This is a genomic window from Flavobacterium sp., assembly GCF_965277525.1.
In the GTDB taxonomy this organism is placed as follows: domain Bacteria; phylum Bacteroidota; class Bacteroidia; order Flavobacteriales; family Flavobacteriaceae; genus Flavobacterium.
In genome coordinates, this window is the sequence record NZ_CBDIDC010000005.1 from 158,010 (window position 1) to 180,876 (window position 22,867).

General features: G+C 34.3%; 17 protein-coding genes and 2 tRNA genes. 9 read left to right on the forward strand and 10 right to left on the reverse strand.

Annotated elements, in window-relative coordinates; genetic code table 11:
• Window positions 1-91 precede the first annotated feature (91 nt).
• Genes galE through ACQY44_RS09085 form a run of 3 tightly spaced genes read right to left on the reverse strand, consistent with a single transcriptional unit; the run spans window position 92 to window position 2,695 of the window.
• Entirely contained in the window at window positions 92-1,105 is a 1,014-nt protein-coding gene (galE, locus tag ACQY44_RS09075) for a UDP-glucose 4-epimerase GalE (protein WP_428230056.1), read from the reverse strand.
• Between the two features lie 13 nt (window positions 1,106-1,118).
• Window positions 1,119-1,559 (reverse strand): nuclear transport factor 2 family protein, encoded by a 441-nt coding sequence (locus ACQY44_RS09080; RefSeq protein ID WP_428230057.1) that lies wholly within the window; start codon window positions 1,557-1,559, stop codon window positions 1,119-1,121.
• A gap of 2 nt (window positions 1,560-1,561) precedes the next feature.
• Complete coding sequence (locus ACQY44_RS09085) at window positions 1,562-2,695, reverse strand: DegT/DnrJ/EryC1/StrS family aminotransferase (protein WP_428230058.1); 1,134 nt, start codon at window positions 2,693-2,695, stop codon at window positions 1,562-1,564.
• A 135-nt stretch (window positions 2,696-2,830) separates the two neighbouring features.
• On the opposite strand from ACQY44_RS09085, the gene ACQY44_RS09090 reads away from it, so the two are divergent.
• A complete protein-coding gene (locus ACQY44_RS09090; RefSeq protein ID WP_428230059.1) occupies window positions 2,831-4,060 on the forward strand; it encodes a 3-deoxy-D-manno-octulosonic acid transferase in 1,230 nt (409 codons plus the stop codon).
• A gap of 349 nt (window positions 4,061-4,409) precedes the next feature.
• Window positions 4,410-4,622 carry a PG1828 family lipoprotein gene (locus tag ACQY44_RS09095; protein ID WP_055095081.1) on the forward strand — a complete coding sequence of 71 codons (213 nt, stop codon included), beginning with the start codon at window positions 4,410-4,412 and terminating at the stop codon, window positions 4,620-4,622.
• 123 nt (window positions 4,623-4,745) lie between these two features.
• Here the strand turns inward: ACQY44_RS09095 and ACQY44_RS09100 are convergent, their stop codons facing one another.
• From ACQY44_RS09100 to mutS, 4 genes are all read right to left on the reverse strand, one after another.
• Complete coding sequence (locus ACQY44_RS09100) at window positions 4,746-5,132, reverse strand: DUF1508 domain-containing protein (protein WP_428230060.1); 387 nt, start codon at window positions 5,130-5,132, stop codon at window positions 4,746-4,748.
• 188 nt (window positions 5,133-5,320) lie between these two features.
• Window positions 5,321-5,406 (reverse strand) — tRNA-Leu (locus ACQY44_RS09105).
• Window positions 5,407-5,420: 14 nt separating this feature from the next.
• A tRNA-Gly gene (locus ACQY44_RS09110) sits at window positions 5,421-5,493 on the reverse strand.
• Window positions 5,494-5,642: 149 nt separating this feature from the next.
• Entirely contained in the window at window positions 5,643-8,249 is a 2,607-nt protein-coding gene (mutS, locus tag ACQY44_RS09115; protein ID WP_428230061.1) for a DNA mismatch repair protein MutS, read from the reverse strand.
• A gap of 158 nt (window positions 8,250-8,407) precedes the next feature.
• On the opposite strand from mutS, the gene ACQY44_RS09120 reads away from it, so the two are divergent.
• The 3 genes from ACQY44_RS09120 to ACQY44_RS09130 all read left to right on the forward strand — a co-directional run bounded on the left by ACQY44_RS09120 (window position 8,408) and on the right by ACQY44_RS09130 (window position 11,742).
• On the forward strand, window positions 8,408-8,833 hold the full coding sequence (locus tag ACQY44_RS09120) for a DUF1573 domain-containing protein (protein WP_199002571.1): 426 nt from the start codon (window positions 8,408-8,410) through the stop codon (window positions 8,831-8,833).
• Between the two features lie 76 nt (window positions 8,834-8,909).
• A complete protein-coding gene (locus tag ACQY44_RS09125; RefSeq protein WP_428230062.1) occupies window positions 8,910-9,452 on the forward strand; it encodes an RNA methyltransferase in 543 nt (180 codons plus the stop codon).
• A 106-nt stretch (window positions 9,453-9,558) separates the two neighbouring features.
• Window positions 9,559-11,742: a T9SS type B sorting domain-containing protein gene (locus tag ACQY44_RS09130; protein WP_428230063.1), complete on the forward strand. Its 2,184-nt coding sequence runs from the start codon at window positions 9,559-9,561 to the stop codon at window positions 11,740-11,742.
• A 100-nt stretch (window positions 11,743-11,842) separates the two neighbouring features.
• On the opposite strand, the gene folK is transcribed toward ACQY44_RS09130, so the two are convergent.
• Complete coding sequence (gene folK / locus ACQY44_RS09135) at window positions 11,843-12,976, reverse strand: 2-amino-4-hydroxy-6-hydroxymethyldihydropteridine diphosphokinase (protein ID WP_428230064.1); 1,134 nt, start codon at window positions 12,974-12,976, stop codon at window positions 11,843-11,845.
• Between the two features lie 270 nt (window positions 12,977-13,246).
• On the opposite strand from folK, the gene sppA reads away from it, so the two are divergent.
• The 3 genes from sppA to ACQY44_RS09150 all read left to right on the forward strand — a co-directional run bounded on the left by sppA (window position 13,247) and on the right by ACQY44_RS09150 (window position 18,768).
• A complete protein-coding gene (gene sppA, locus ACQY44_RS09140; protein WP_428230065.1) occupies window positions 13,247-15,004 on the forward strand; it encodes a signal peptide peptidase SppA in 1,758 nt (585 codons plus the stop codon).
• Window positions 15,005-15,017: 13 nt separating this feature from the next.
• Window positions 15,018-15,965 carry an alpha/beta hydrolase gene (locus tag ACQY44_RS09145; RefSeq protein ID WP_428230066.1) on the forward strand — a complete coding sequence of 316 codons (948 nt, stop codon included), beginning with the start codon at window positions 15,018-15,020 and terminating at the stop codon, window positions 15,963-15,965.
• A gap of 175 nt (window positions 15,966-16,140) precedes the next feature.
• The gene (locus ACQY44_RS09150) at window positions 16,141-18,768 is read left to right on the forward strand and encodes an AsmA-like C-terminal region-containing protein (RefSeq protein WP_428230067.1); all 2,628 of its coding nucleotides are present in this window, start codon (window positions 16,141-16,143) and stop codon (window positions 18,766-18,768) included.
• A gap of 77 nt (window positions 18,769-18,845) precedes the next feature.
• Here ACQY44_RS09150 and ACQY44_RS09155 read toward each other — a convergent pair whose 3' ends face one another.
• Window positions 18,846-19,925, reverse strand: coding sequence for a glycosyltransferase family 9 protein (locus tag ACQY44_RS09155; protein ID WP_428230068.1), 1,080 nt, complete (start codon window positions 19,923-19,925; stop codon window positions 18,846-18,848).
• Between the two features lie 257 nt (window positions 19,926-20,182).
• Window positions 20,183-20,977: a DUF2797 domain-containing protein gene (locus tag ACQY44_RS09160; protein ID WP_428230069.1), complete on the reverse strand. Its 795-nt coding sequence runs from the start codon at window positions 20,975-20,977 to the stop codon at window positions 20,183-20,185.
• 277 nt (window positions 20,978-21,254) lie between these two features.
• Here ACQY44_RS09160 and ACQY44_RS09165 point away from each other — a divergent pair, with 277 nt between their 5' ends.
• The gene (locus ACQY44_RS09165) at window positions 21,255-22,763 is read left to right on the forward strand and encodes a GH3 auxin-responsive promoter family protein (RefSeq protein ID WP_428230070.1); all 1,509 of its coding nucleotides are present in this window, start codon (window positions 21,255-21,257) and stop codon (window positions 22,761-22,763) included.
• The last annotated feature ends 104 nt before the right edge of the window (window positions 22,764-22,867 follow it).

Consider the following 22,867-nt stretch of genomic DNA (forward strand, 5'->3'; position numbering starts at 1 on the left):
CAGTGCGTCTCTACAATTTATCTTTATAAATATATTTCTTTAAGCATTATTAGCAACTGATCACTAAAAACTGATCACTGAACACTTAAAATTAAGAACGAACTTTTTGTTCCCATTTCCAGGCACTTGCCATTGCTTCGTCCAGGCTTAATTGTGCTTTCCAGCCTAAAACGTCATTTGCTTTATCTGTATTGGCGTATGCTTCGGTGATATCACCTTCACGACGCGGCATTATTTTGTATGGTAATTTTTTATCACTTACTTTTTCGAAACTGTGAATTACTTCCAGGACTGAACTTCCTTTTCCGGTTCCTAAATTGAAGGTTTCTACTTTTTCTAAATTCTTTTTATTAAATAAACGCTGTAACGCAATAACGTGTGCTTTTGCCAAATCTACCACGTGAATATAATCCCGAACTGCAGTTCCGTCGGGAGTTGGATAATCATCCCCAAAAACAGATAATTCTTTACGCAATCCTACTCCGGTTTGTGTAATAAAAGGTACCAAATTCTGAGGAACTCCAATTGGTAATTCCCCTATTTCAGTTGTTTCATGTGCTCCAACCGGATTGAAATAACGCAATAAAATAGCACTAATATTAGTCACTTTAGCTGTATCTGTAATGATCTCTTCCCCAATTTGCTTCGTGTTTCCATAAGGCGACATTGCTGTTTGTACCGGAGCATCTTCTGTAATTGGCATTTTTTCGGCCTGCCCGTAAACGGTACAAGATGAACTAAAAATAAAACTTGCCTCTGGTTTTTGTTGTAGTTCCTGAAGCAAATAAACTAAGGAAGCAATATTGTTTTCATAATACAACAAAGGCTGTTCCACACTCTCACCCACTGCTTTTGAAGCTGCAAAATGAATAATCCCAGTAACATCATTATGTTTTTTAAAGAAATCCTGAACTGACGCTTTTTCTCTTAAATCTAATTTTTCGAACAAAGGCGTTTTTCCTGTAATGGCCGTAATTCGTTTTAAAACATCTTCTGTAGAATTCGAAAGATTATCAATTATCACTACTTCAAAGCCTTCATTTTGCAATTCGACTACGGTGTGAGAACCAATAAATCCCAATCCTCCTGTTACTAATACTTTCATTTTGTGGTTATTTTTATGTAGTTAATTTGTATGCCTGCCTTGCAATAAGAACCCAATTGTTCTTTTGTTTTTGCCAGACCAGCATTATTCCTATTTTAATATCTCTGTCAATTCCATCATCTTTAGTATGGGCAGATAAAACATGTCTTACTATAGCCACATCATTCTGAACCGATATGGTTTGGTTTTGAAAATCTATAGTAACAAAATCAGATTTGCCACTAACGATTCCATCTATAAATTCTGCCTGATTTTGAAAATTGCCATTAGAATGGACATAAGTCAACTTTTCAGAGGTTAGTGCCTTTAATTTATCTCCGTCAGCATCAATCATTGCCTTACGCAAAATTTCAACCTGATTATTGACAGCCGTTTCATCTTTAGTATGCGATTTTTGAGCAAACACGGAAGACGAGACAAGAATCACAAAAATTAAAACACGCAGGCTTCTCATAATTATTTATTTAAAAATTCTAAAACCGAATCTGTAATAAATTTAATTTGCTCGTCATCCAGTTCTGTATGCATAGGTAAAGCAATAACCTCTTTCACCAATTGATTGGTAACCGGAAATTGTTCTTCTTTATAACGAGAATCAACGTAAGCTTTTTGCGAATGCAACGGAATTGGGTAATAAATAGCACAAGGGATCGCTTTATCCAGCAAATGTTGCATTAAAGCATTTCGATCCGCATCTATGATTCTCAATACATATTGATGAAAAACGTGATCATTTTCGTTTGCATCAAATTCCGGTGTAACAATGTGAGCATTCCCGGCAAAAGCAGCATTGTATTTTGAAGCTGCCAGACGACGAGCTTTATTGTATTCATCTAACAAAGGTAGTTTTGCATTTAAAACTCCAGCCTGAATACTATCTAAACGTGAATTCACCCCAACAACATCATGATGATAACGCTCGTACATTCCGTGATTTACGATTCCGCGAATGATGTGTGCTAATTTATCGTCGTTGGTGAAAATCGCTCCCCCATCTCCATAACAACCTAAGTTTTTAGATGGAAAAAATGACGTTGCTGCAACGTGACCAATTACTCCTACTTTGCTTTTTGTTCCTGATTTTGAAATATAATCTGCTCCAATTGCTTGTGCATTATCTTCAATTACATACAAATTATGTTCTGTTGCAATTTCCATAATCGCATCCATATTTGCGGCACGTCCAAATAAATGTACTGGAACGATTGCTTTTGTTTTTGGCGTGATTGCTTTTTTGATTGCATCAATATCGATGTTCATGTTTGTAATATCAACATCCACCAAAACCGGCGTTAATTGCAACAAAGCAATAACCTCAACAGTGGCTGCAAAAGTAAAATCAGCCGTAATTACCTCATCACCTGGTTTTAAATCTAATCCCATCATGGCAATTTGCAAAGCATCTGTACCATTTGCACACGGAATTACGTGTTTTGCTCCTAAATAATCTTCAAGATTTTTTTGGAATTGATGCACTAACGGTCCGTTTATATAAGTATTTGTATCTAAAACCTCCTGAATAGAAGCATCAACGGTAGTTTTTATTTTCTCGTATTGACTTTTTAAGTCAACCATTTGAATTTTTTTCATTTTCAATATATTTTTAAAATCAAAGACCTGTTTTGAATTCAGAATCTCTAAAAGGAGGAACAAAAATAGTTATTAATCCCTTTAAACCAATGAAAATAATTGAAAGAAACGTAATTTAGCCACAAAAACAAACAGATGCTTTTTCTATACAATTTAGTTATTTCGATTGCGGGGTTTTTTCTGAAAATTATAGCACTTTTTAATGCGAAAATTAAACTTTTTACAGAAGGCCGAAAAAATGTTTTCGCTATTCTGGAAGAAAAAATAAAACCTTCCGACAAAACGATCTGGTTTCATTCTGCTTCACTTGGCGAATACGAACAAGGCTTACCGGTAATCGAAAAAGTCAAGGAAAAGTATCCCTCACACAAAATTATCGTTACTTTTTTCTCTCCTTCAGGATACGAAGTGCGTAAAAACAACACAGTTGCAGACGTAACTATTTACCTGCCCCTGGACACTAAAAAGAATGCAAAGAAATTTTTAAAATTGACACATCCTGAATTGGCTTTTTTTATTAAATATGAATTTTGGCTGAACTATCTAAAAGAACTGGAAACAAGCAAAACTCCTACTTATCTGATTTCAGGAATTTTCAGAGACAATCAAATGTTTTTTAAATGGTACGGCGGCTTTTACAGAAAAGCATTAAAAGCATTTACATATTTCTTTGTTCAAAACGAAAGTTCTAAACAAAAAATTGAAAACATCGGATTTCATAATGTTATTGTTTCAGGAGACACTCGTTTTGATCGCGTCAATGCTATTCTGGAACGAGATAACAGGCTTGATTTTATTGAAAACTTCAAAAACAACAGCCCGACTATAGTAATAGGAAGCTCATGGCCAAAAGACGAAGCCCTATTAGCCGAATATATCAATCAGGCGCCCGAGGATGTAAAATTCATTATTGCACCGCACAACATCAAAACAGACCAAATCAACAGCCTTAGATCGCAAATCTCAAAATCGACTGTATTATTTTCAGAAAAAAAGGACCTGGACCTATCCCGCTTTAATGTCTTCATCATAGACACAATAGGCTTATTAACTAAAATTTACAGCTACGGAACAATCGCTTATGTAGGTGGAGGCTTTGGAAATCCCGGAATACATAACATACTGGAACCTGCAACATTTGGAATTCCGATTGTAATAGGCCCTAATTACTCTAATTTCGCAGAAGCCACTCAACTCGTTGCGCTTGAAGGATGTATGGTGATTTCTAATAGTAATGAATTAAAACAAACTCTAGACCGTTTGCTTACCGATACAACTTTCTTAAAAGAAAAAAGTCAAATTTGTAAAGCGTATATTCAGGACAATAAAGGAGCAACAAATACCATTATGAATATTGTTTCTTAAACGATTTAATGCAAACAATACGAGATTTAATGGCGTTATTAATTACAAAAGAGCCAAATCGAGCTCTTTTTCGCTTTTCTTATCTTAGTAAATAATGAATCAAAAACAAAACAAACCGCAAGGAAGAGAATAAAATAGCCAATTCTCTTATTGAATATTCAATCAAAAATAATTTATTCAAAAAATACAATAATATAACATAATTTTAGCATTGTGGCATATTATTTGATAACTAAGATAATCGTGAGCAATGAAAATATTTTAAAAAAAAAATAAAAAAATATTTTACATATTAAAAAATTTATATCTTTGCCACGAATTAATAATTAACCTTTTATAATAAAGTAAGATGAAAAAAGTATTTTTAAGTTTAGCTGTTGTTGCTGTTTTAACTGTTGTATCTTGTAAAAAAGCTGACGCTGCAGCTACTGAGTCTGTAGATTCTACTGCTGTTGCTGTTGATTCTGCTGCTGCTGTAGTTGATTCTGCTGCTGCAACTGTTGATTCTGCTGCTGCTAAAGTTGACTCTGCTGCTGCTAAAGTAGAAGAAGTAAAAAAATAATTAGAACCTAAGTTCTAAAAATTTTAAAACCATCCTTGAGATGGTTTTTTTTGTGATTAATTTTAATTTAATCATTTAGCACAAAACCAAAAAAAAGCGATCACTACCGTGATCGCTTTTTTTCTATTCTTCCATTTCCTCTCCAACTTCTTCCTCAACCAACTCATCTTCAAAAATCGATTCACTCGATGAGAAGTCCAAAATCTCAGACTTCGAAGCATAAGTCACAATCTCTTTAATCCCTTTCTGCAAAAGCAACTCCGTAGTGTATTTACGACTTGTAGCAAAGTGCAACTCCCCTAACATCAATTTAAAAAAATACTTCCCCCCAGAACCTTTAAACTTCAAAAACCGGGCAATATCCATACTCAACTTAAACTTCTCAATTTCCTCTTCACATTCAAATTTTAATTCATAACTCAAACTTGTAAATATCACTTTACCTTTTCTGGAAGTAAACACGAATTTATACTCATCATTAAATCGCTTACTTATTACAAAAGCACCCATTTATTATTTTAGATTTTAGATTATTGATTTCAGATTCTTAGATTCTTAGATTCTTAGATTCTTAGATTCTTAGATTCTTAGATTCTTAGATTCTTAGATTCTTCAAATAAATTTACTATGTAAATTTATTTGAAAGCACGCATGAGTTTACACCATAAAAAAAGCCTCTTCAAAAGAAGAGGCTTTAGTACTCAGAGCGGGACTTGAACCCGCACGAACATTGCTGTTCACTGGATTTTAAGTCCAGCGTGTCTACCAATTTCACCATCCGAGCATTATATGGCATTGAGCGAAAAACGGGGCTCGAACCCGCGACCTCGACCTTGGCAAGGTCGCGCTCTACCAACTGAGCTATTTTCGCATTTCAAATTCTGATAAGAACTACAATACCTGAATTGTTTCGTATTGCGAGTGCAAATTTAGGACATTTATTCAATTACACAAGCGTTTTTTGAAAAAAAATTTTGCTTATTTTATAACTTTCTGATAACCTAAACTTTAAATCTGAAATTATTTTTTAACCAACATCCTTTTAATCTCGTTAAGCTTCATTAATGCCTCAACTGGTGTTATTGCATTTATATCAAGACTCATGATCTCTTCTTTTATTTCTTCTAACAAGGGATCATCCAAATTAAAGAAACTCATTTGCATCTCATCACCAGCTTCTTTAATCCCGTTTAACGCCTCGTTTGAATGATTCTTCTCCAGTTTCTTCAGCAACTTCTGTGCTTTCAAAATTACGATTTGAGGCATTCCTGCCATTTTTGCTACGTGAATTCCAAAACTATGGGCACTTCCTCCTTTCACCAGCTTTCTGATAAAAAGAACAGTATCTTTTAATTCTTTAACCGCAACATTATAATTTTGAATTCTAGGCAATGATTCCGTCATTTCATTTAACTCATGATAATGCGTTGCAAACAACGTTTTTGGCCTTCCCGGGTGTTCGTGTAAAAACTCGGCAATAGCCCAGGCAATCGAGATTCCGTCGTACGTACTCGTCCCTCTTCCAATTTCGTCTAAAAGAACCAAACTACGATCAGAGATATTATTCAGGATCGAAGCCGTTTCATTCATCTCTACCATAAAAGTAGATTCTCCCATCGAAATATTATCCGATGCTCCTACCCTTGTAAAGATTTTATCTACGATTCCCATTCTTACGCTATCAGCCGGAACAAAACTTCCCATCTGAGCCAACAATACAATTAAAGCAGTTTGTCTTAAAATAGCCGACTTACCGGACATGTTAGGACCGGTAATCATTATAATTTGCTGCGTATCTCTGTCTAAATAAACATCATTAGCAATATAAGGCGTTCCCACCGGTAATTGTTTTTCGATAACAGGATGCCTACCGTTTTTGATTTCAAGTTCGAAAGTTTCATCAATTTCAGGGCATACATATTGATTTTCGACAGCCAATTGCGTAAAGGAACATAAACAATCCAATTGTGCGACCAAATTTGCATTCATCTGAACCGGCTTAATATAAGTCGAAATCCAAGCTACCAATTGCTCAAAAAGCTCCGATTCTATTTTATGAATTTTCTCCTCGGCACCTAGAATTTTCGTTTCGTATTCTTTTAATTCTTCTGTAATATAACGCTCCGCATTTACAAGAGTTTGTTTACGAATCCATTCTGCAGGTACTTTATCTTTATGCGTATTCCTAACTTCAATATAGTATCCAAAAACATTATTGAAGGATATTTTCAAAGATGAAATCCCGGTTCTCTCTGATTCTCTTTTTTCAATTCCTTCCAGATATTCTTTTCCTGATGTAGAAATATCACGCAAATCGTCTAACTCCTCACTAATACCTCTTGCAATCGCATTTCCTTTTGCAATCGCAACGGGCGCATCCTGATTCAAAGTAGTTTTGATTTTCTCTCTCAATAAATCACAAGCATGTAAACTATCTCCAATAACTTTCACAGCTTCCTGCGGACTTGCCAATGCCAAAGTTTTTATTGGAATAATTGCATCCAGAGATTCTTTCAGATATACAATTTCGCGTGGTGAAACTTTTCCGGCTGCGATTTTAGAAATCAGTCGCTCTAAATCTGAAATTTGTTTAATTTGATATTGAATATTGTATAAAACCTCAGAATTTGATTTCAAATACGAAACCACATCATGACGTCCTTTTATTCTGACGCTATCTTTTAATGGTAAAGCAAGCCAACGTTTCAACAAACGCCCTCCCATTGGCGAAAGTGTCCTGTCGATAACATCTAAAAGCGTTACTGCATTTGGGTTATAGCTATGGTATAATTCTAAGTTTCTAATAGTAAAACGATCCATCCAGACATAAGCATCTTCGGCAATGCGCTGAATTGCTGTGATATGTTGCACACGATTATGCTGCGTTTCGGACAAATAATACAAGATTGCACCGGAAGCAATAATCCCTTCTTTTAATTCTTCAATACCAAAACCTTTTAAAGAAACCGTCTGAAAATGTTTCGTCAGAGTTTCTAAAGCATAATCTTCTTTATAAATCCAGTCTTCCAGATAAAAAGTATGGAAGTCTTCTCCAAAAGCAGCTTTAAAATCTCCTTTATTATTTTTTGGAACCAGAATTTCACTCGGATTAAAATTCTGCAACAATTTATCAATGTATTCTGAATTTCCCTGGGCTGTTAAAAATTCCCCTGTTGAAACATCTAAAAAAGAAACTCCAATATTTTTATTCGCAAAATAAACAGATGCTAAAAAGTTATTGGTTTTTGACTGCAAAACCTCATCATTTAAAGAAACTCCGGGAGTTACCAATTCAGTAACACCACGTTTCACAATAGTTTTGGTCATTTTTGGATCTTCAAGCTGATCACAGATCGCTACACGAAGTCCGGCTTTAACCAATTTTGGCAAGTACGTATTAATAGAATGATGCGGAAAACCAGCCAACGCTGTTTCCGTTTCAGAACCCGCACCTCTTTTGGTTAATGTTATCCCAAGTATTTTTGATGCCCTAATAGCGTCTTCTCCAAAGGTTTCGTAAAAATCACCCACTCTAAAAAGCAAACACGCATCAGGATATTTTCTCTTGATTTCATTGTACTGTTTCATTAAGGGTGTTTCTTTCACCACTTTCTCTTTCGCTGCCAAATTATTGTGTTTTAAATGAAAAATTAAGACAGCGAATTTATAATATTTTAAAGGAATATCGAAGAGGATCAAAAATTAAAATATTTTAAGAAATTTTTATATCAAGATATAAGAATTTTATATAGATTTGTTCATAATTAAAACAAAGATTCTTAAAGATGAAAAAAATAATTTTATTCGCTATGTTAGCTGTAGTTGGAATTACTGCTTCTAACGCTCAAGCTAAAAAAGCAACAGCTAAAGTTGCTAAAGTTGAAGGAGCCGGAATGGCTTTCGAAACAGAAACTATTGATTACGGAACTATCGCACACAATGCTGATGGAAAACGTGAATTTGTTTTTGTAAACAACGGAACTAAACCATTAATCATTACCAATACACAAGGATCTTGTGGTTGTACTGTACCAACAACTCCAAAAGAGCCAATCGCTCCTGGTGCTAAAGGTATCATTGGTGTAAAATATGCTACTGACAGAGTTGGTGCTTTTACAAAAACAGTTACGGTAACTTCTAATGCTGAAGGACAACCAACAAAAGTACTTACTATTAAAGGTACAGTTTTACCAGATCCGGTTAAAAGCTAATCTGAAAACAAAATAAAATAATTGAAAAAGCTTCCTTATCTTTGGAAGCTTTTTTTATGACCTGAATACAACACAAATGAGAAAACTAGAAAATAGCGAACTAGACCGAAAATCAATTGAAGATTTTAAAAGATCAGACAAAACACCTTTAATTTTAGTATTAGACGACATTCGCAGTTTACACAATATTGGATCTGTGTTTAGAACCGCTGATGCTTTTTTGATTGAAAAAATAATTCTGTGTGGTATTACAGCGACTCCTCCAAACAAAGAGATTCATAAAACTGCTCTTGGGGCGACCGAAACTGTTGCATGGGAACATCACGAAAGTGTTTTGGAGGTAATTGAAAATCTTAAAAAGGAAAAAGTGCTGACACTCGCTATTGAACAAGTTGAAAGCGCCATTTTTCTTCAGGATTTTAAAGTAGAAAAAAATCAAAAATATGCTCTTGTCTTTGGCAATGAAGTGCATGGTGTAGCGCAAGAGGCTGTTGCAATTTGCGATGGCTGTATCGAGATCCCTCAATTAGGCACCAAACACTCTCTAAATATCGCAGTGAGTGCAGGAATCGTAGTTTGGGATTTATTCCAGAAACTAAACTGGCCAAATACAATTTAAAAAAGAATGTACTGCGATAAAATGTTATTTTACAGTAGATTCAGGTTTTAAATGTTACAAATTGAAATATATTTTTTTGTTCTTATAAAATTGATACTTTTATAAAATGAAAAATACCAATTTCTTAAAAATTATCTTTTTATTTTTTGTCATAAACTCTAATCCATCTCATGCAAATGAGAAAATTAAAGCTTTAAATGAAGGTGTAACTATAACAAACGACACTCTTAAATCAAACAAAAAAAACAATACAAAGGTTAGTTTTGCCAACTCCCCTCCGGTAATAAAAGCTACCGGAGATCAATTATACTGTCCGCAAAGCACCATTAATATTGTAACTACTATTACAATTACACATGATCCATTGGAACTGGGAACCCAAGCCGGATATATTCAAATTTCTTCCGGTTATTCCAGTGGTTTAGACCAATTATCGCTTTCAAATACCGCTGCGCATCCTTCCATTACAAGTAGCTGGGACGCTACTGCCGGGAAATTAACATTATCAAGCTCAACCGGAGGTATTCTTTCATATTCTGATTTAGAAGCCGCTATTAAAGATATTGTTTTTACAAATTCATCAGCTACAGTTTCAGGAACTAAGACTTTTTCAATCACCATTGGTCAGGCAAATTATTTACCATCTACTCAACACTATTATTTATATATTCCCAGTATTGGCATCACCTGGACCGCTGCAAAAGCAGCTGCCGAAACCAGTACTTATTACGGACTTAAAGGGTATCTGGCTACTATCTTATCTGCGGACGAAGCCAAATTAATTGGAGAACAAGCCTCCGGAACGGGTTGGATTGGCGGAAGCGATGCTGAAACTGAAGGAGTCTGGAAATGGGTTACAGGGCCTGAAGCCGGAACTGTTTTCTGGAATGGAGCTGCAAACGGCTCAACACCCAATTTTGCTTTTTGGAATACCGGCGAACCTAATAATCAGGGAGATGAAGATTACGCACATATTACCCAACCCGGAGTTGGAGTAAAAGGATCATGGAATGATTTAGCAAATGCCGGAGATTCAAGTGGCAGTTACCAACCCAAAGGTTATGTGGTAGAATACGGTGGAATGCCTGGAGAATTGCCTTTAGAAATAGCTGCAAGTACAAAAATCACTATTCCGGTTGCAATACCCTCTTCAAATCCAAATCCTGTTTGCGATTCCGGAAGCTTTACATTGAATGCCACCACAACAACAGGAACTACAATTAGTTGGTACGATTCTGCTATTGGAGGAACACTACTGGCTACAGGAAACTCATACACTACTCCACCAATAACCAATACGACCACTTATTATGTTGATGCCGGTTGTGAATCAAACCGAAAACCAGTTGTAGCCACTATAAATGCAACACCCACAACACCGGTTGCAACTTCTTCAACCGTTTATAATTGCGGTCCCGGAAATGTCACCATTGAAGCAAATTCTAACATTGGCACCATTAACTGGTTTACTACTTCTACGGGCGGAACAAGTGTTTATACGGGGAAAAGTTTCCCAACTCCGTCAATTTCAGCTAATACCACCTATTATGCCCAAGCTTCAAACGGAACTTGCATCAATACAGATCGTACACCTGTAAATATTGTCATTTTCACACCTCCTGCTGTCACGAATGAAACTGTTCCTTTATGTCAATTTCAAAAAATAACACTTGATGCAGGGATTATTGGAATGAAGTATCTATGGAATACTGGTGCTACAACTCCAACTATCGAGGCTACTACAGGAGGGATTTATACCGTAGATGTTACAAGTCCTGCTCCTGAAAATTGCACTAGCAGGAAAACAATTAAAGTTGAAGAACATCAAATTCCTCAGATAGACCGAATCGACGTAAACGGAACTACAGCTGTAATCTACCTTAAAAAAGAAACTGATTATTTTGAATATTCTGTAGACGGAATAAATTTCCAGAATTCTAACACCTTTTTTGATGTTCAGGGAGGATTACAAACGGCTTACGTCAGAGAAAAAAGCGGTTGCGGTCAGGCTACACAAAACTTTGTAGTTCTTGTGTTTCCAGCATTTTTCACTCCAAACAATGATTCTTATAATGATGTATGGGAAGTAACCGGAATGGAAAATTACCCGCAGGCAGAAGTCACTATTTTTGATCGCTACGGAAAATTAATTGCGCAATTAACCGCGTCTAAAATGAGTTGGGACGGAACTTTTAACAAAACACCTTTGCCCGCATCCGATTATTGGTACGCATTAAAAATTGATAATACCACACCAATCTTAAGAGGACATTTTTCTTTGAAGAGATAGTTTAATTAGAGAATATGGCAATTAGATAATGAGATAATTAAAAATACGTTGCGTAAATTAGATCATTAAGCATACACGCAAAACAATTATCTAATTAGAATTAGCCAATCTTCTTTTGGATTTCGTTTAGGATAAAAAGATAATCTTCGTGTTTTTTTACAAAATCACGGTCTGAGACATCTATGATCAGAACATTCAAATCGGTTTGGGATTTTATATAATCTAAATAACCGTTATTGATTTTATCCAGATATTCGGCCTCAATATTCTGTTCGTAATTTCTTCCTCGCTTTTTGATGTTTTGAAGTAAACGCTCTGAATTCTGATACAAATAGACATACAGATCAGGCTTTGGCATTTCTTTATAAATAATATCGAACAGGTTTCGATACAAACGATATTCGTCTTCGGCCAGGGTAATTTTAGCAAAAATCAATGATTTAAAAATATGATAATCCGCTACTATGAAATCTTTAAACAAATCAAATTGTGCCAAATCATCTGATAATTGCTGATAACGATCTGCCAGAAAAGACATTTCTAACGGAAATGCATATCGATTTTGATCTTTATAAAATTTGGGTAAAAAAGGATTATCAGCAAAACGTTCTAAAACCGTTTTCGCATTAAAGTCTTCCGCAATTTTTTGTACCAAAGTGGTTTTACCTGCTCCTATATTCCCTTCAAAAGCAATATAATTAAAATTCTCTAAGGCAATTTCACGCAAAGGATTTTTTAGATCCTGAACTACTGTACAAATACCATCGTCTGGAGAAATTGCAAGTAATTCTGCAATAGATTTGTGAAAAACAGGATGTTCCCAGTCCAATTTTAAATCCTGCATGGGCAACAAAACAAAATTTCTGTTTTGCATTAAAGGATGTGGAATTTTTAGTTTTTCTGAATCAATAATTTCATCATCAAAAACAATCAAATCGACATCAATAATTCGGGACTGATATCCTTCCTGATGAGATCGAATTCTTCCCAACTGTTTTTCAACTTTTAAAACCTGAGCCAGAATTTTTTGCGCAGATGAATTCGTATGCAAAACCAAGGCACAATTATAAAAAGCATCACTCTCAAAACCCCAGGCAGGGGTTTCGTATAGTTTTGAAACCCTGATTACAGTTCCCACCTCCTGATGTATTAACCCGATACAACTTTCGATGTTTGCTAACCTGTTTCCCTGATTACTTCCTATAGATAAAACGACTTGATGCTGTGACTTCATAATTAATGCAAATTAACTAAAACTATTTTAGAATTACCTACATTATTTGACTCAAGAATCAGAAGTTTCTAACTCCTGCTTCATTTTTATTTTCTTTTCTTCTTAAAAAAAACCTCCAACTTCTTACAAAAAAAACTTATCTTTAAATTAGAAGTTTTAAAATGTATAAACTACAAATATTTCACAGAATCGTATATCCGAAATAATTTGTTTTTAGAGTACATTTGTAACAAAGCAACGCTTATCGCTACTTATTAAAAAAATATACTTATGAAGTTTTTAGGAAATGTAATTGCCACAGTTGTTGGTATTTTTGTATTTATTATGTTCTTCTTTTTTGGAATAATTCTTATTGGAGCTATTTTTGGAGGAGACAGCACTGTTTCAGTCAAAAGTGATTCTGTTATAGAATTAAATTTAAAACAAATTCAAAATGATTATGCCGGAAAATACAAAGATCCCTGGGTAACTGTTTTTTCGGACAAAAAAGGTATCGGTTTAACAGATGTGATCAATGCGATCGAAGCAGCAAAAACAGATGACAATATTAAAGGAATTTCTATTTTAAATGATGAATCTTCTTTGGGACTGGCTCAATATAAAGATTTGAGAAATGCACTTGAAAGTTTCAAAAAATCAGGGAAATTCGTTTGGGCTTATGCTAATACGTATTCTCAAAAAGAATATTATTTAAATTCTGTTGCCAATACGGTTTATATCAATCCGGCAGGAGATTTAGATTTTAAAGGTCTTTCGTCTGAAGTAATGTTTTTTAAAGATTTTCAGGATAAATCAGGTATCCATATGGAAGTGATTCGTCACGGAAAATACAAAAGTGCTGTTGAACCATTTTTAGAAAACAAAATGAGTGATGCCAACAGAGAACAAGTAACGGCTCTTTTGAATTCTCTCTGGACGACTGTTTCTACTGATATTTCAAAAAGCAGAAATATTCCTCTTGATAAATTAAATGAAATCGCAAACGGTTTATTGGCCAGAACTCCCGAAATGGCAAAGGCACAGCATTTAGTAGATATTGTCGCCTACGAAGATGTATATCACAATGCCATCAAAAAAGCGCTGAAAGTAACCGGAGATGACGATTACAACAAAATTTCAATTTCAGATTATACCCAAAATAATATTACAACAGCTTTGACCAATTCAGCTACAGATCAAATTGCTATTATTTACGCTCAGGGCGAAATACAAAGCGGCGAAGGAGATGTTACCGTAATTGGAGAGGGTTCTATGCGTCGCTCACTACAAGAAGCCCGTAAAAATGAAGATGTAAAAGCAATTGTGCTTAGAATCGACAGTCCGGGAGGAAGTGCTTTAACTTCTGATTTGATCTGGAGAGAAATCGAAATTACCAAAAAGGTAAAACCTGTTATCGTTTCTATGGGTAATTATGCGGCTTCAGGAGGCTATTATATTGCTTGTAATGCCAACAAAATTTTTGCAGAAAGCAATACCATTACCGGTTCTATTGGTGTTTTTGGAATTTTACCCAACTTTACACCATTAGCCAATAAACTAGGAATTAATACAGAACAAGTAAAAACACACGAAAACTCAGCAAACTACAGTCCGTTTGTACCTGTTGACGAAAAGTTTAAAGCTTTTACTTTAGAAGGAGTTGAGCATATTTACAACACTTTTGTAACGCATGTGGCCGAAGGCCGAAAAATGACTTTTGCTCAGGTTGATGCAATTGCACAAGGACGCGTTTGGTCAGGAACTGAAGCTCTGAAAATTGGTTTGGTTGATAAAATAGGCGGATTGAATGACGCTATTGCTGAAGCAGCAAAAATGGCTAAAGTAAAAACATACAGCACACAAAATTATCCGGAATACGAGAAAACATTCAACGATATTCTTTCCGGTTTGCCTTTTGCACAATCGAAAGAGGCTTTTATAAAAGAAGAAATTGGTGAAGAAAATTATATGCTTATTGAGCAGGTAAAAAGACTTCAAAAACAAAAAGGAGTCCAGGCGATGCTTCCTTTCGGATTAAATATTAAATAATTCCGTTTTTAAAATGAAAAAATTATTTGCTATTGCTGCTATTTTGATCATAGGCTTTGTTAGTGCTCAGAATAAAAATGAAATCACGTTTAAAGAATCTCCTTTAATTTTAAAAATTAATATCGATCAGATTTTTGGTACGTTAACTACTCCGGATTTAAAAACGAAATATCCGGTAGCATTGATAATTTCAGGTTCAGGGCCAACGGATCGAAATGGAAATAATCCGATGATGAAAAACAATTCGTTGAAAATGCTGGCAGAAGCTCTGGCAAAAAACGGAATTGCATCACTGCGATACGATAAAAGAGGAATTGGAGAAAGCAAAGCCTCTGCGGTCACGGAACAAACTTTAGTTTTTGAAAATTATACTGAAGATGCCAAAAGCTGGATTAATTTATTAAAACAGGACAAACGTTTCTCTGAAATAATTGTTATTGGTCACAGCGAAGGTTCATTAATAGGAATGATTGCCGGAGCAAAAGCAAACAAATTCATTTCTATTGCAGGTCCCGGAGAATCAGCGGATAAATTGATCAAAGCGCAAATTGCTTCTAAATCAAATAAACAAATAGAGGAAATGACTTTTCCTATTATTGATAGCTTAAAAAGCGGACACTATGCCCAAAAAGTTGACCCTATGCTTAATTCTCTTTTTAGACCAAGCATACAGCCGTACTTAATTTCGTGGTTTAAATACAATCCTCAAACAGAAATTAAAAAACTAACTGTTCCGATCTTAATTCTGCAAGGCAATAAAGATTTACAAGTAACCGTAAAAGATGCTGAGCTTTTATCACAAGCCAATAAAAATGCAGAACTTTTGATTATTGAGAATATGAATCATATCATGAAAACAATCACAGGTGACAATCAGGCCAATATGGAAAGCTATAATAATGAAACCTTACCTCTTTCTGAAATCATGACCAGTAAGATTGTCTCTTTCATTAAAAAATAATTAAAATCATAAAACTATAAAAAATCCGTTTGAATCTATATTCAGACGGATTTTTTATTTTTAACAAATTTAAATATATTCTTACATTTAATAAAAACTTTATTTATGAACTCCATCAAAAAAAACTATTTTTGCATGAGTCGATTGTCAATTTAAAACCCTCAAATCTATTTATATGTTAAAGAAAATTTTAAAAATTACAGCTATTGTACTTGTGGTGATTGTAGCTGCATTATTTGCCATTCCTTATTTCTTTAAAGATCAAATAAAAGCAAAAATTGCAGATGCCATCAACGAAAGTGTAGATGCTAAAGTAAGTTTTGCTGATGCTGATTTAAGTTTATTCAAAAATTTCCCCAATGCAACCGTTGGGATCGAAAAACTGGTAATCATCAATAAAGCTCCTTTTGAAGGTGATACTTTGGTTTCTTTAGGTGAACTTAATTTAAAAATGAGCATAAAAGAGCTTTTTAAAGGAAAAGACGAACCTTTAAGCATTCAGGGAATAAGCTCTACCAATGGTCTGATCAATATTATTTTTAATAAAGATGGTATTGGTAATTTTGATATTGCCTTAAAAGACAAAAAAGAAACAGCCAAAGACGACAAAAGCAAGCCGCTGTCTTTAAAAATTCAGAACTATAAAATCGAGAATTTTACTTTCCGATATATTGATCAGGGCTCTAAAATAAAAATGGTGATTGACAGTTTAAATCACGAAGGAACCGGAGATTTTACCAATTCAAAATTAGATTTAACTACTAAATCTACTGCTAAAGTTTCTTTGGATATGGATAAAATCAATTACATGAAAAACGTAAAACTGACTTTAGACGCTGTTTTAGGAATTGACTTAGAACAAAAGAAATACACTTTTAAAGAAAATAAAGCTTTAATCAATCAATTGCCATTAGAATTTGACGGATTTATTCAGATGGTGGATGCGGGTCAGAATTATGATTTAAAATTTAAAACCCCTACCTCATCGTTTACCAATTTCTTAGGACTAATTCCTTCGGCGTATTCTTCGGGATTAAATGGTGTAAAAACAACCGGAGATTTTACGGTTGTTGGCTTTGCAAAAGGGCAATTGACAGATACAACAGTTCCAAAATTTAATATTGCGATTGCCTCAAACAATGCCTCTTTTCAATATCCTAACTTACCAAAATCAGTTCAGAATATCGTAATCGATACTAAAATCATCAATGAAACCGGAATTTTAAATGACACTTACGTTAATCTGGACAAACTGTCTTTTAGAATTGATCAGGACGTTTTTAACGCTAAAGCAAATATTAAAAATATCACTATAAATCCGTTTGTAGATGCTGCTTTAAAAGGAACGATTAATTTAGCTAATCTTTCAAAAGCATATCCAATCAAAATGGACAAACCTCTTGCAGGTATTTTAAAAGCTGATGTAACAACCCAATTTGATATGGCATCTGTAGAAAAAAGCCAATATCAAAATATCAAAAATGCCGGAACGATGAGTTTGTCAGGATTTAAATATACAGATGAAAACAACAAATCGATGAATATCAGTACGGCTTTGGTTGAGTTTAATCCGAGTACGATCAACCTGAAAAGATTTGATGCTACAACCGGAAAAAGTGACCTGAGTATTAATGGGGTTCTGGAGAATTTCTATGGTTTTATGTTTAAGAAACAAGAGCTGAGAGGAAACTTTAATATGAGTTCAAACCAATTGGCAGTCGATGATTTTATGACTGCGGGAGAACCTGCCAAAACAGGAACTGCCACTGGAAAAGAAGGTGAAACAAAATCAACACCTGCAAAACAAGTAGAAGCAATGAAGATTCCTGCTTTTTTAAATTGTACCATAAATGCAAAAGCAAACACGGTTTTGTATGACAATTTAAAACTAACCGCTGTTTCGGGGAAATTGATTGTAAAGGATGAAAAAGCAACTTTAGAAAATTTTAAAACTTCTATTTTTGGAGGAACGATTGGTTTAACCGGAACGGTTTCTACCAAAGAGAAAGTACCTACTTTTAATATGGATTTAGGTTTTAATCAGGTTGATATTGCACAAACTTTTACACAATTGGACATGATGAAAAAAATTGCTCCAATAGCCGGAATTATTAACGGAAAGTTGAACTCTACCATAAAATTAAATGGAAATCTTGATGCCAAAGAATTAACTCCGGATTTAAAATCGATCTCTGGAGATCTGATAGGACAATTACTTTCTACAACTGTAAATACTAAAAATTCAACGGTATTAAATGCCTTAACTTCAAACATTAAGTTCATTGATATGAATAAAGTGAATTTAAACGACATCAAAGCAGCCTTGACTTTTGAAAACGGAAAAGTAAATGTAAAACCATTTGACATCAAATATCAGGATATTAAAATAACAGTTGGAGGAACTCATGGTTTTGATCAAACGATGAATTACAACTTAAAATTAGATGTTCCTGCTAAGTATTTAGGAACTGAAGCCAACGCATTTATATCAAAAATGTCTCCGGCAGATGCTGCAAAACTGCAAAACATTCCTATAAATGCAATGATTACCGGTAATTTTTCTAATCCAAAGGTGTCTACAGATATGAAAAGCGCGGTTACGAGTTTGACTACTCAATTAGTAAACCAGCAAAAAGAAAAACTGACCCAAAAAGGTACTTCGGCCCTTACTGATTTGATCAATAAGAATACAAAAGCAAAAGATACCACGCAAGCTGCAAAAACAGAAAAAGAACAGAAAACGCAGGAAGCTACAAAAAAGGCCAGTGACCTGATTAATGGCTTGTTCAAGAAGAAAAACTAAGAGAAATTAAACAAGAATAAAAAAGAAGGCGTCTACTGTGTAGTAGACGCCTTCTTCTTTTACTTTATATGGTATAATTAAATAGCATCAGAATAGATACTTAATTTTCCGTTGTTTAAAATTGAATTTATGATTTTAAAATATTCTTTCTTCGTAGACAAATTAACATCTATTGCGACACTGGAATTATCATAAGGTTCATATTTCCTGATGTTTGATACCGAAAACAATCCTACTGTTGGAGTTTTAACTGCACTTGCGAGATGCATAATTCCGCTATCGGCTCCAATAAATAAATCAGCACTGGCGATTACAGCTCCTATTTCACGAATGTCTTTACTATAAAATGTAGGCGCTTTAAAGCCAATTTGTGAAACATTCTCTACAGGCAATATTTCAATGATATTATAATTTTGGTATTCATCTTTGAGTTGTGTATAAAAATTTCCCCACCAATCTTCTGTCAAACATTTTTCTCCTGTTGCATAGGTAAATATGCAAATAGTTCTCTTCGCATTATGGACAATACTATTTAAAATATTCTTGCCATTACTAATTTCAGAAGATGATAATTTAAGATCCAGGGGAGCTACTACTTTATTGATTTTTGGAAATCTGAGTTTGGTTAAATAATAGCGGAAGTTATAAACGGGATATTTTGCGATATGTTCGTAATCATTTTTTATCAGCTGGGATTCTTCATTCGAATCTCCAAAAAATTTATACTTGGCATTAGAAAATTGGACTGCCAGACGTCCTGAGGAAGAATTTTGATCTACGTTGATCGCAATGTCATATTTTTGTCTTTTTATCGAAATCCATACATTCAGATATTTCAATAAACTTTTGAAGGGCTTTTTGGGCAAGTCGATTATTTTATCAATATGATCATAATTCTCAAAAATTAAAGGAGATAACGTTCCCTTAACAAACAAATCGACTTTACAATTTGGAAATATTTCTGTGACTTCCTGAACGACAGGTGTAATCAATAACAGATTTCCCAGTCTTCCATTTGGCCTGCAAATTAAAATACGTTTTATATCAGTTTTATCTACTAAAATAATATCTTCTTGAGAACTTGCTTTTCCAATATTCTTAGTCAGATTGCGCATTAAGCTACGCCTAAACATATTTACATTTTTTAAAATACTCATCTTGTCAAATAATTTTAAGAATTATTAAATCTTCATTTAAATTCAAAAAAAACAAAGTTTCAACTAGCTCAAAACTAGCTTCTTTTTTTTTCTAAAATTAAATTCTTTCAATAAGCAATTATTACAAAATTGTAATCAAATGTATCAACATTCACATCTTCAATTACTTAAAAGAGATTTAAATATACAAAAACTATTTTCTAAAACTCAAAATATTAGACAGTTAGGCAATAACACTAGACGACCGCCCCATAAACCTAGACGTTAATTGTGACAACATACCCTTCTGAGCTACGAACATTAAAAACAGTTCCATCTTCAAAAATTAAATACTGGCCTTTAATTCCGATTAATTTTCCCTGGAAAGAAGGAGTTTTATCAAGATTTAAGCTTGCTACTTTTACAGGGTAATTTAGAACTGGATAATGCAATTCATACAAATCATTTTTTTGTGAGTAGAAATATTCTTTAGCTTCATCGGGAATTAAACTTTCTACTTTTACTTTTTCACCAATTAAATCAAAACTGCCGCTTGTATTTTGAAGCATCTTTCTCCAATTGGTTTTATCTGTATAATGATCTTTTAAAGCTACCTCTGTAATTCCTGCTAAATACCTATTAGGAACCTCAACAATCGCAATGGCTTGTGTTGCTCCCTGATCAATCCATCGTGTTGGAACCTGCGTTTTACGGGTTACACCCACTTTTACTTCGCTTGCTAAAGCCAAATAAACCACATGCGGTTGTAATTGTACTTTTTGCTCGTATTCAAGATCACGGTCCGCTATTCCTAAATGTGCTGTACTTAATTCCGGTCTCATGATCCAGTCACCAACAGCCGGACTGGAGTAAAAACAATCATAGCAAAATCCCTGACGGAATATTTTTTTCTTTTTATGACAATTCAAACACTCGTAACCTGCAAAATTAATTTCAATCTCTTTATTCAAAAGTTGATTCATATTTAAAAAACTATCTTCGAAAACCAAATAATATTGAATTGGATTTCCTAATTCAGTTTGCATTTTTGTAAGTACACCTTGATATGTCATTTTATTTTAGATTGCTGTGCCGATAGCGATCGGGACTCGATTTTAGATTGAGTTCTCAGAGTTCTGAGTTTAATTTTTAATTCAACAGAATTAGAATCTTTAGTAAAAATAGAATGGTTTTTTTTACAAAAAAACACTATTTTTGATACAACGACAAAGTTAATATTTGTCCATCGATATTCAAATTTTAAATTTCCTGATTTTGCGTCAATCGTAAAATCTAAAAATTTAAAATCTCCCGATAGCAGCTGTCGGGAATAAAATCTAAAATTTACTCATGCCGTTATCAATAATCAATTCGTTTGCCTCTTGGGTCCTGAAACAAAGGATACATCAAATAGAACTTTTTCTGAAATATCCCAACGAAGTTCAGGAAGAACTGTTGCATAATTTATTGACTGCCTCAGAGAATACCGTAATCGGCAGACAATATGATTTTGAATCGATAAGTTCCTATCAAACATTTGCTGAAAGAGTTCCAATTGCGACTTATGAAGAGTTGCAACCTTTGATCGAACGTACACGTCAGGGCGAACAAGGCGTTTTTTGGGAAACACCTATAAAATGGTTTGCCAAGTCTAGTGGAACTACGAATGCTAAAAGTAAATTTATTCCGGTAAGCACTGAAGCTTTAGAGGATTGCCACTATAAAGGAAGTAAGGACTTACTTTGTTTGTATCTAAACAATAACGAAGATTCAGAATTGTTTTTAGGAAAGAGTCTTCGCTTAGGCGGAAGTTCCCAAATCTACGAAAATAACAATACTTTCTTTGGAGATTTGTCGGCTATCCTGATTGAGAATATGCCTATTTGGGCCGAATTTAGCAGTACGCCAAGTAGCAAAACTTCATTGATGAGCGAATGGGAAGCTAAAATCGCTGCCATTATAAACGAAACTAAAAACGAAAACGTGACCAGCTTTGCCGGAGTTCCGTCCTGGATGCTGGTTTTAATGAATAAGGTTTTAGAAAACACAGGAAAACAAAGTTTATTAGAACTTTGGCCTAATCTGGAAGTTTACTTTCACGGAGGCGTGAGTTTTTCTCCTTATAAAGAACAATATAAGAAAATTTTACCCAGCAAGGATTTCAAATACTACGAAATCTACAATGCTTCTGAAGGTTTCTTTGCCATTCAGGATCTGAATAATTCGAGTGATTTATTGCTGATGCTGGATTATGGTATTTTCTACGAATTTATCTCAATGGATACTTTTGGAACTCCAAATCAAAAAGTGATTCGTCTGGCCGATGTTGAATTGGATAAAAACTACGCTATTGTTATCACGACCAATTCCGGTTTATGGCGTTATTTGATTGGTGACACCGTTCGTTTTACGTCTTTAAATCCGTACAGAATTCGTGTTACAGGAAGGACCAAACATCATATTAATGTTTTTGGTGAAGAATTAATGGTCGAAAACACCGATCAGGCAATTGCCAAAGCCTGCCAACTTACCCAAACTGAAGTGATAGATTATACCGTTGCCCCTATTTTTATGCAGGACAAAGAAAAAGGTGCGCACGAATGGATGATCGAGTTCAAGAAAAAACCTGCGGACGTTGGTCTGTTCCAGAAAGTTCTGGATGAAACACTGCAGACTTTAAATTCTGACTACGAAGCCAAACGCCACAACAATATGACTTTAAATCCTTTGGTGATTAATGTCGCTCGTGAAAATTTATTTTATGATTGGCTTAAAGAAAGAGACAAACTGGGCGGACAGCATAAAATTCCGAGACTTTCGAATCAAAGAGATTATTTGGAGCAGTTGAAGGAGATGTAAAAAAGTTTGCCGGGAATTTTTGCTAATTTATATTTTGTATCGCAAGCGTTCCGCTCATGAGCATAATCAATTTTAAATTATCTCCTTTAAGATTTTAACGGCAA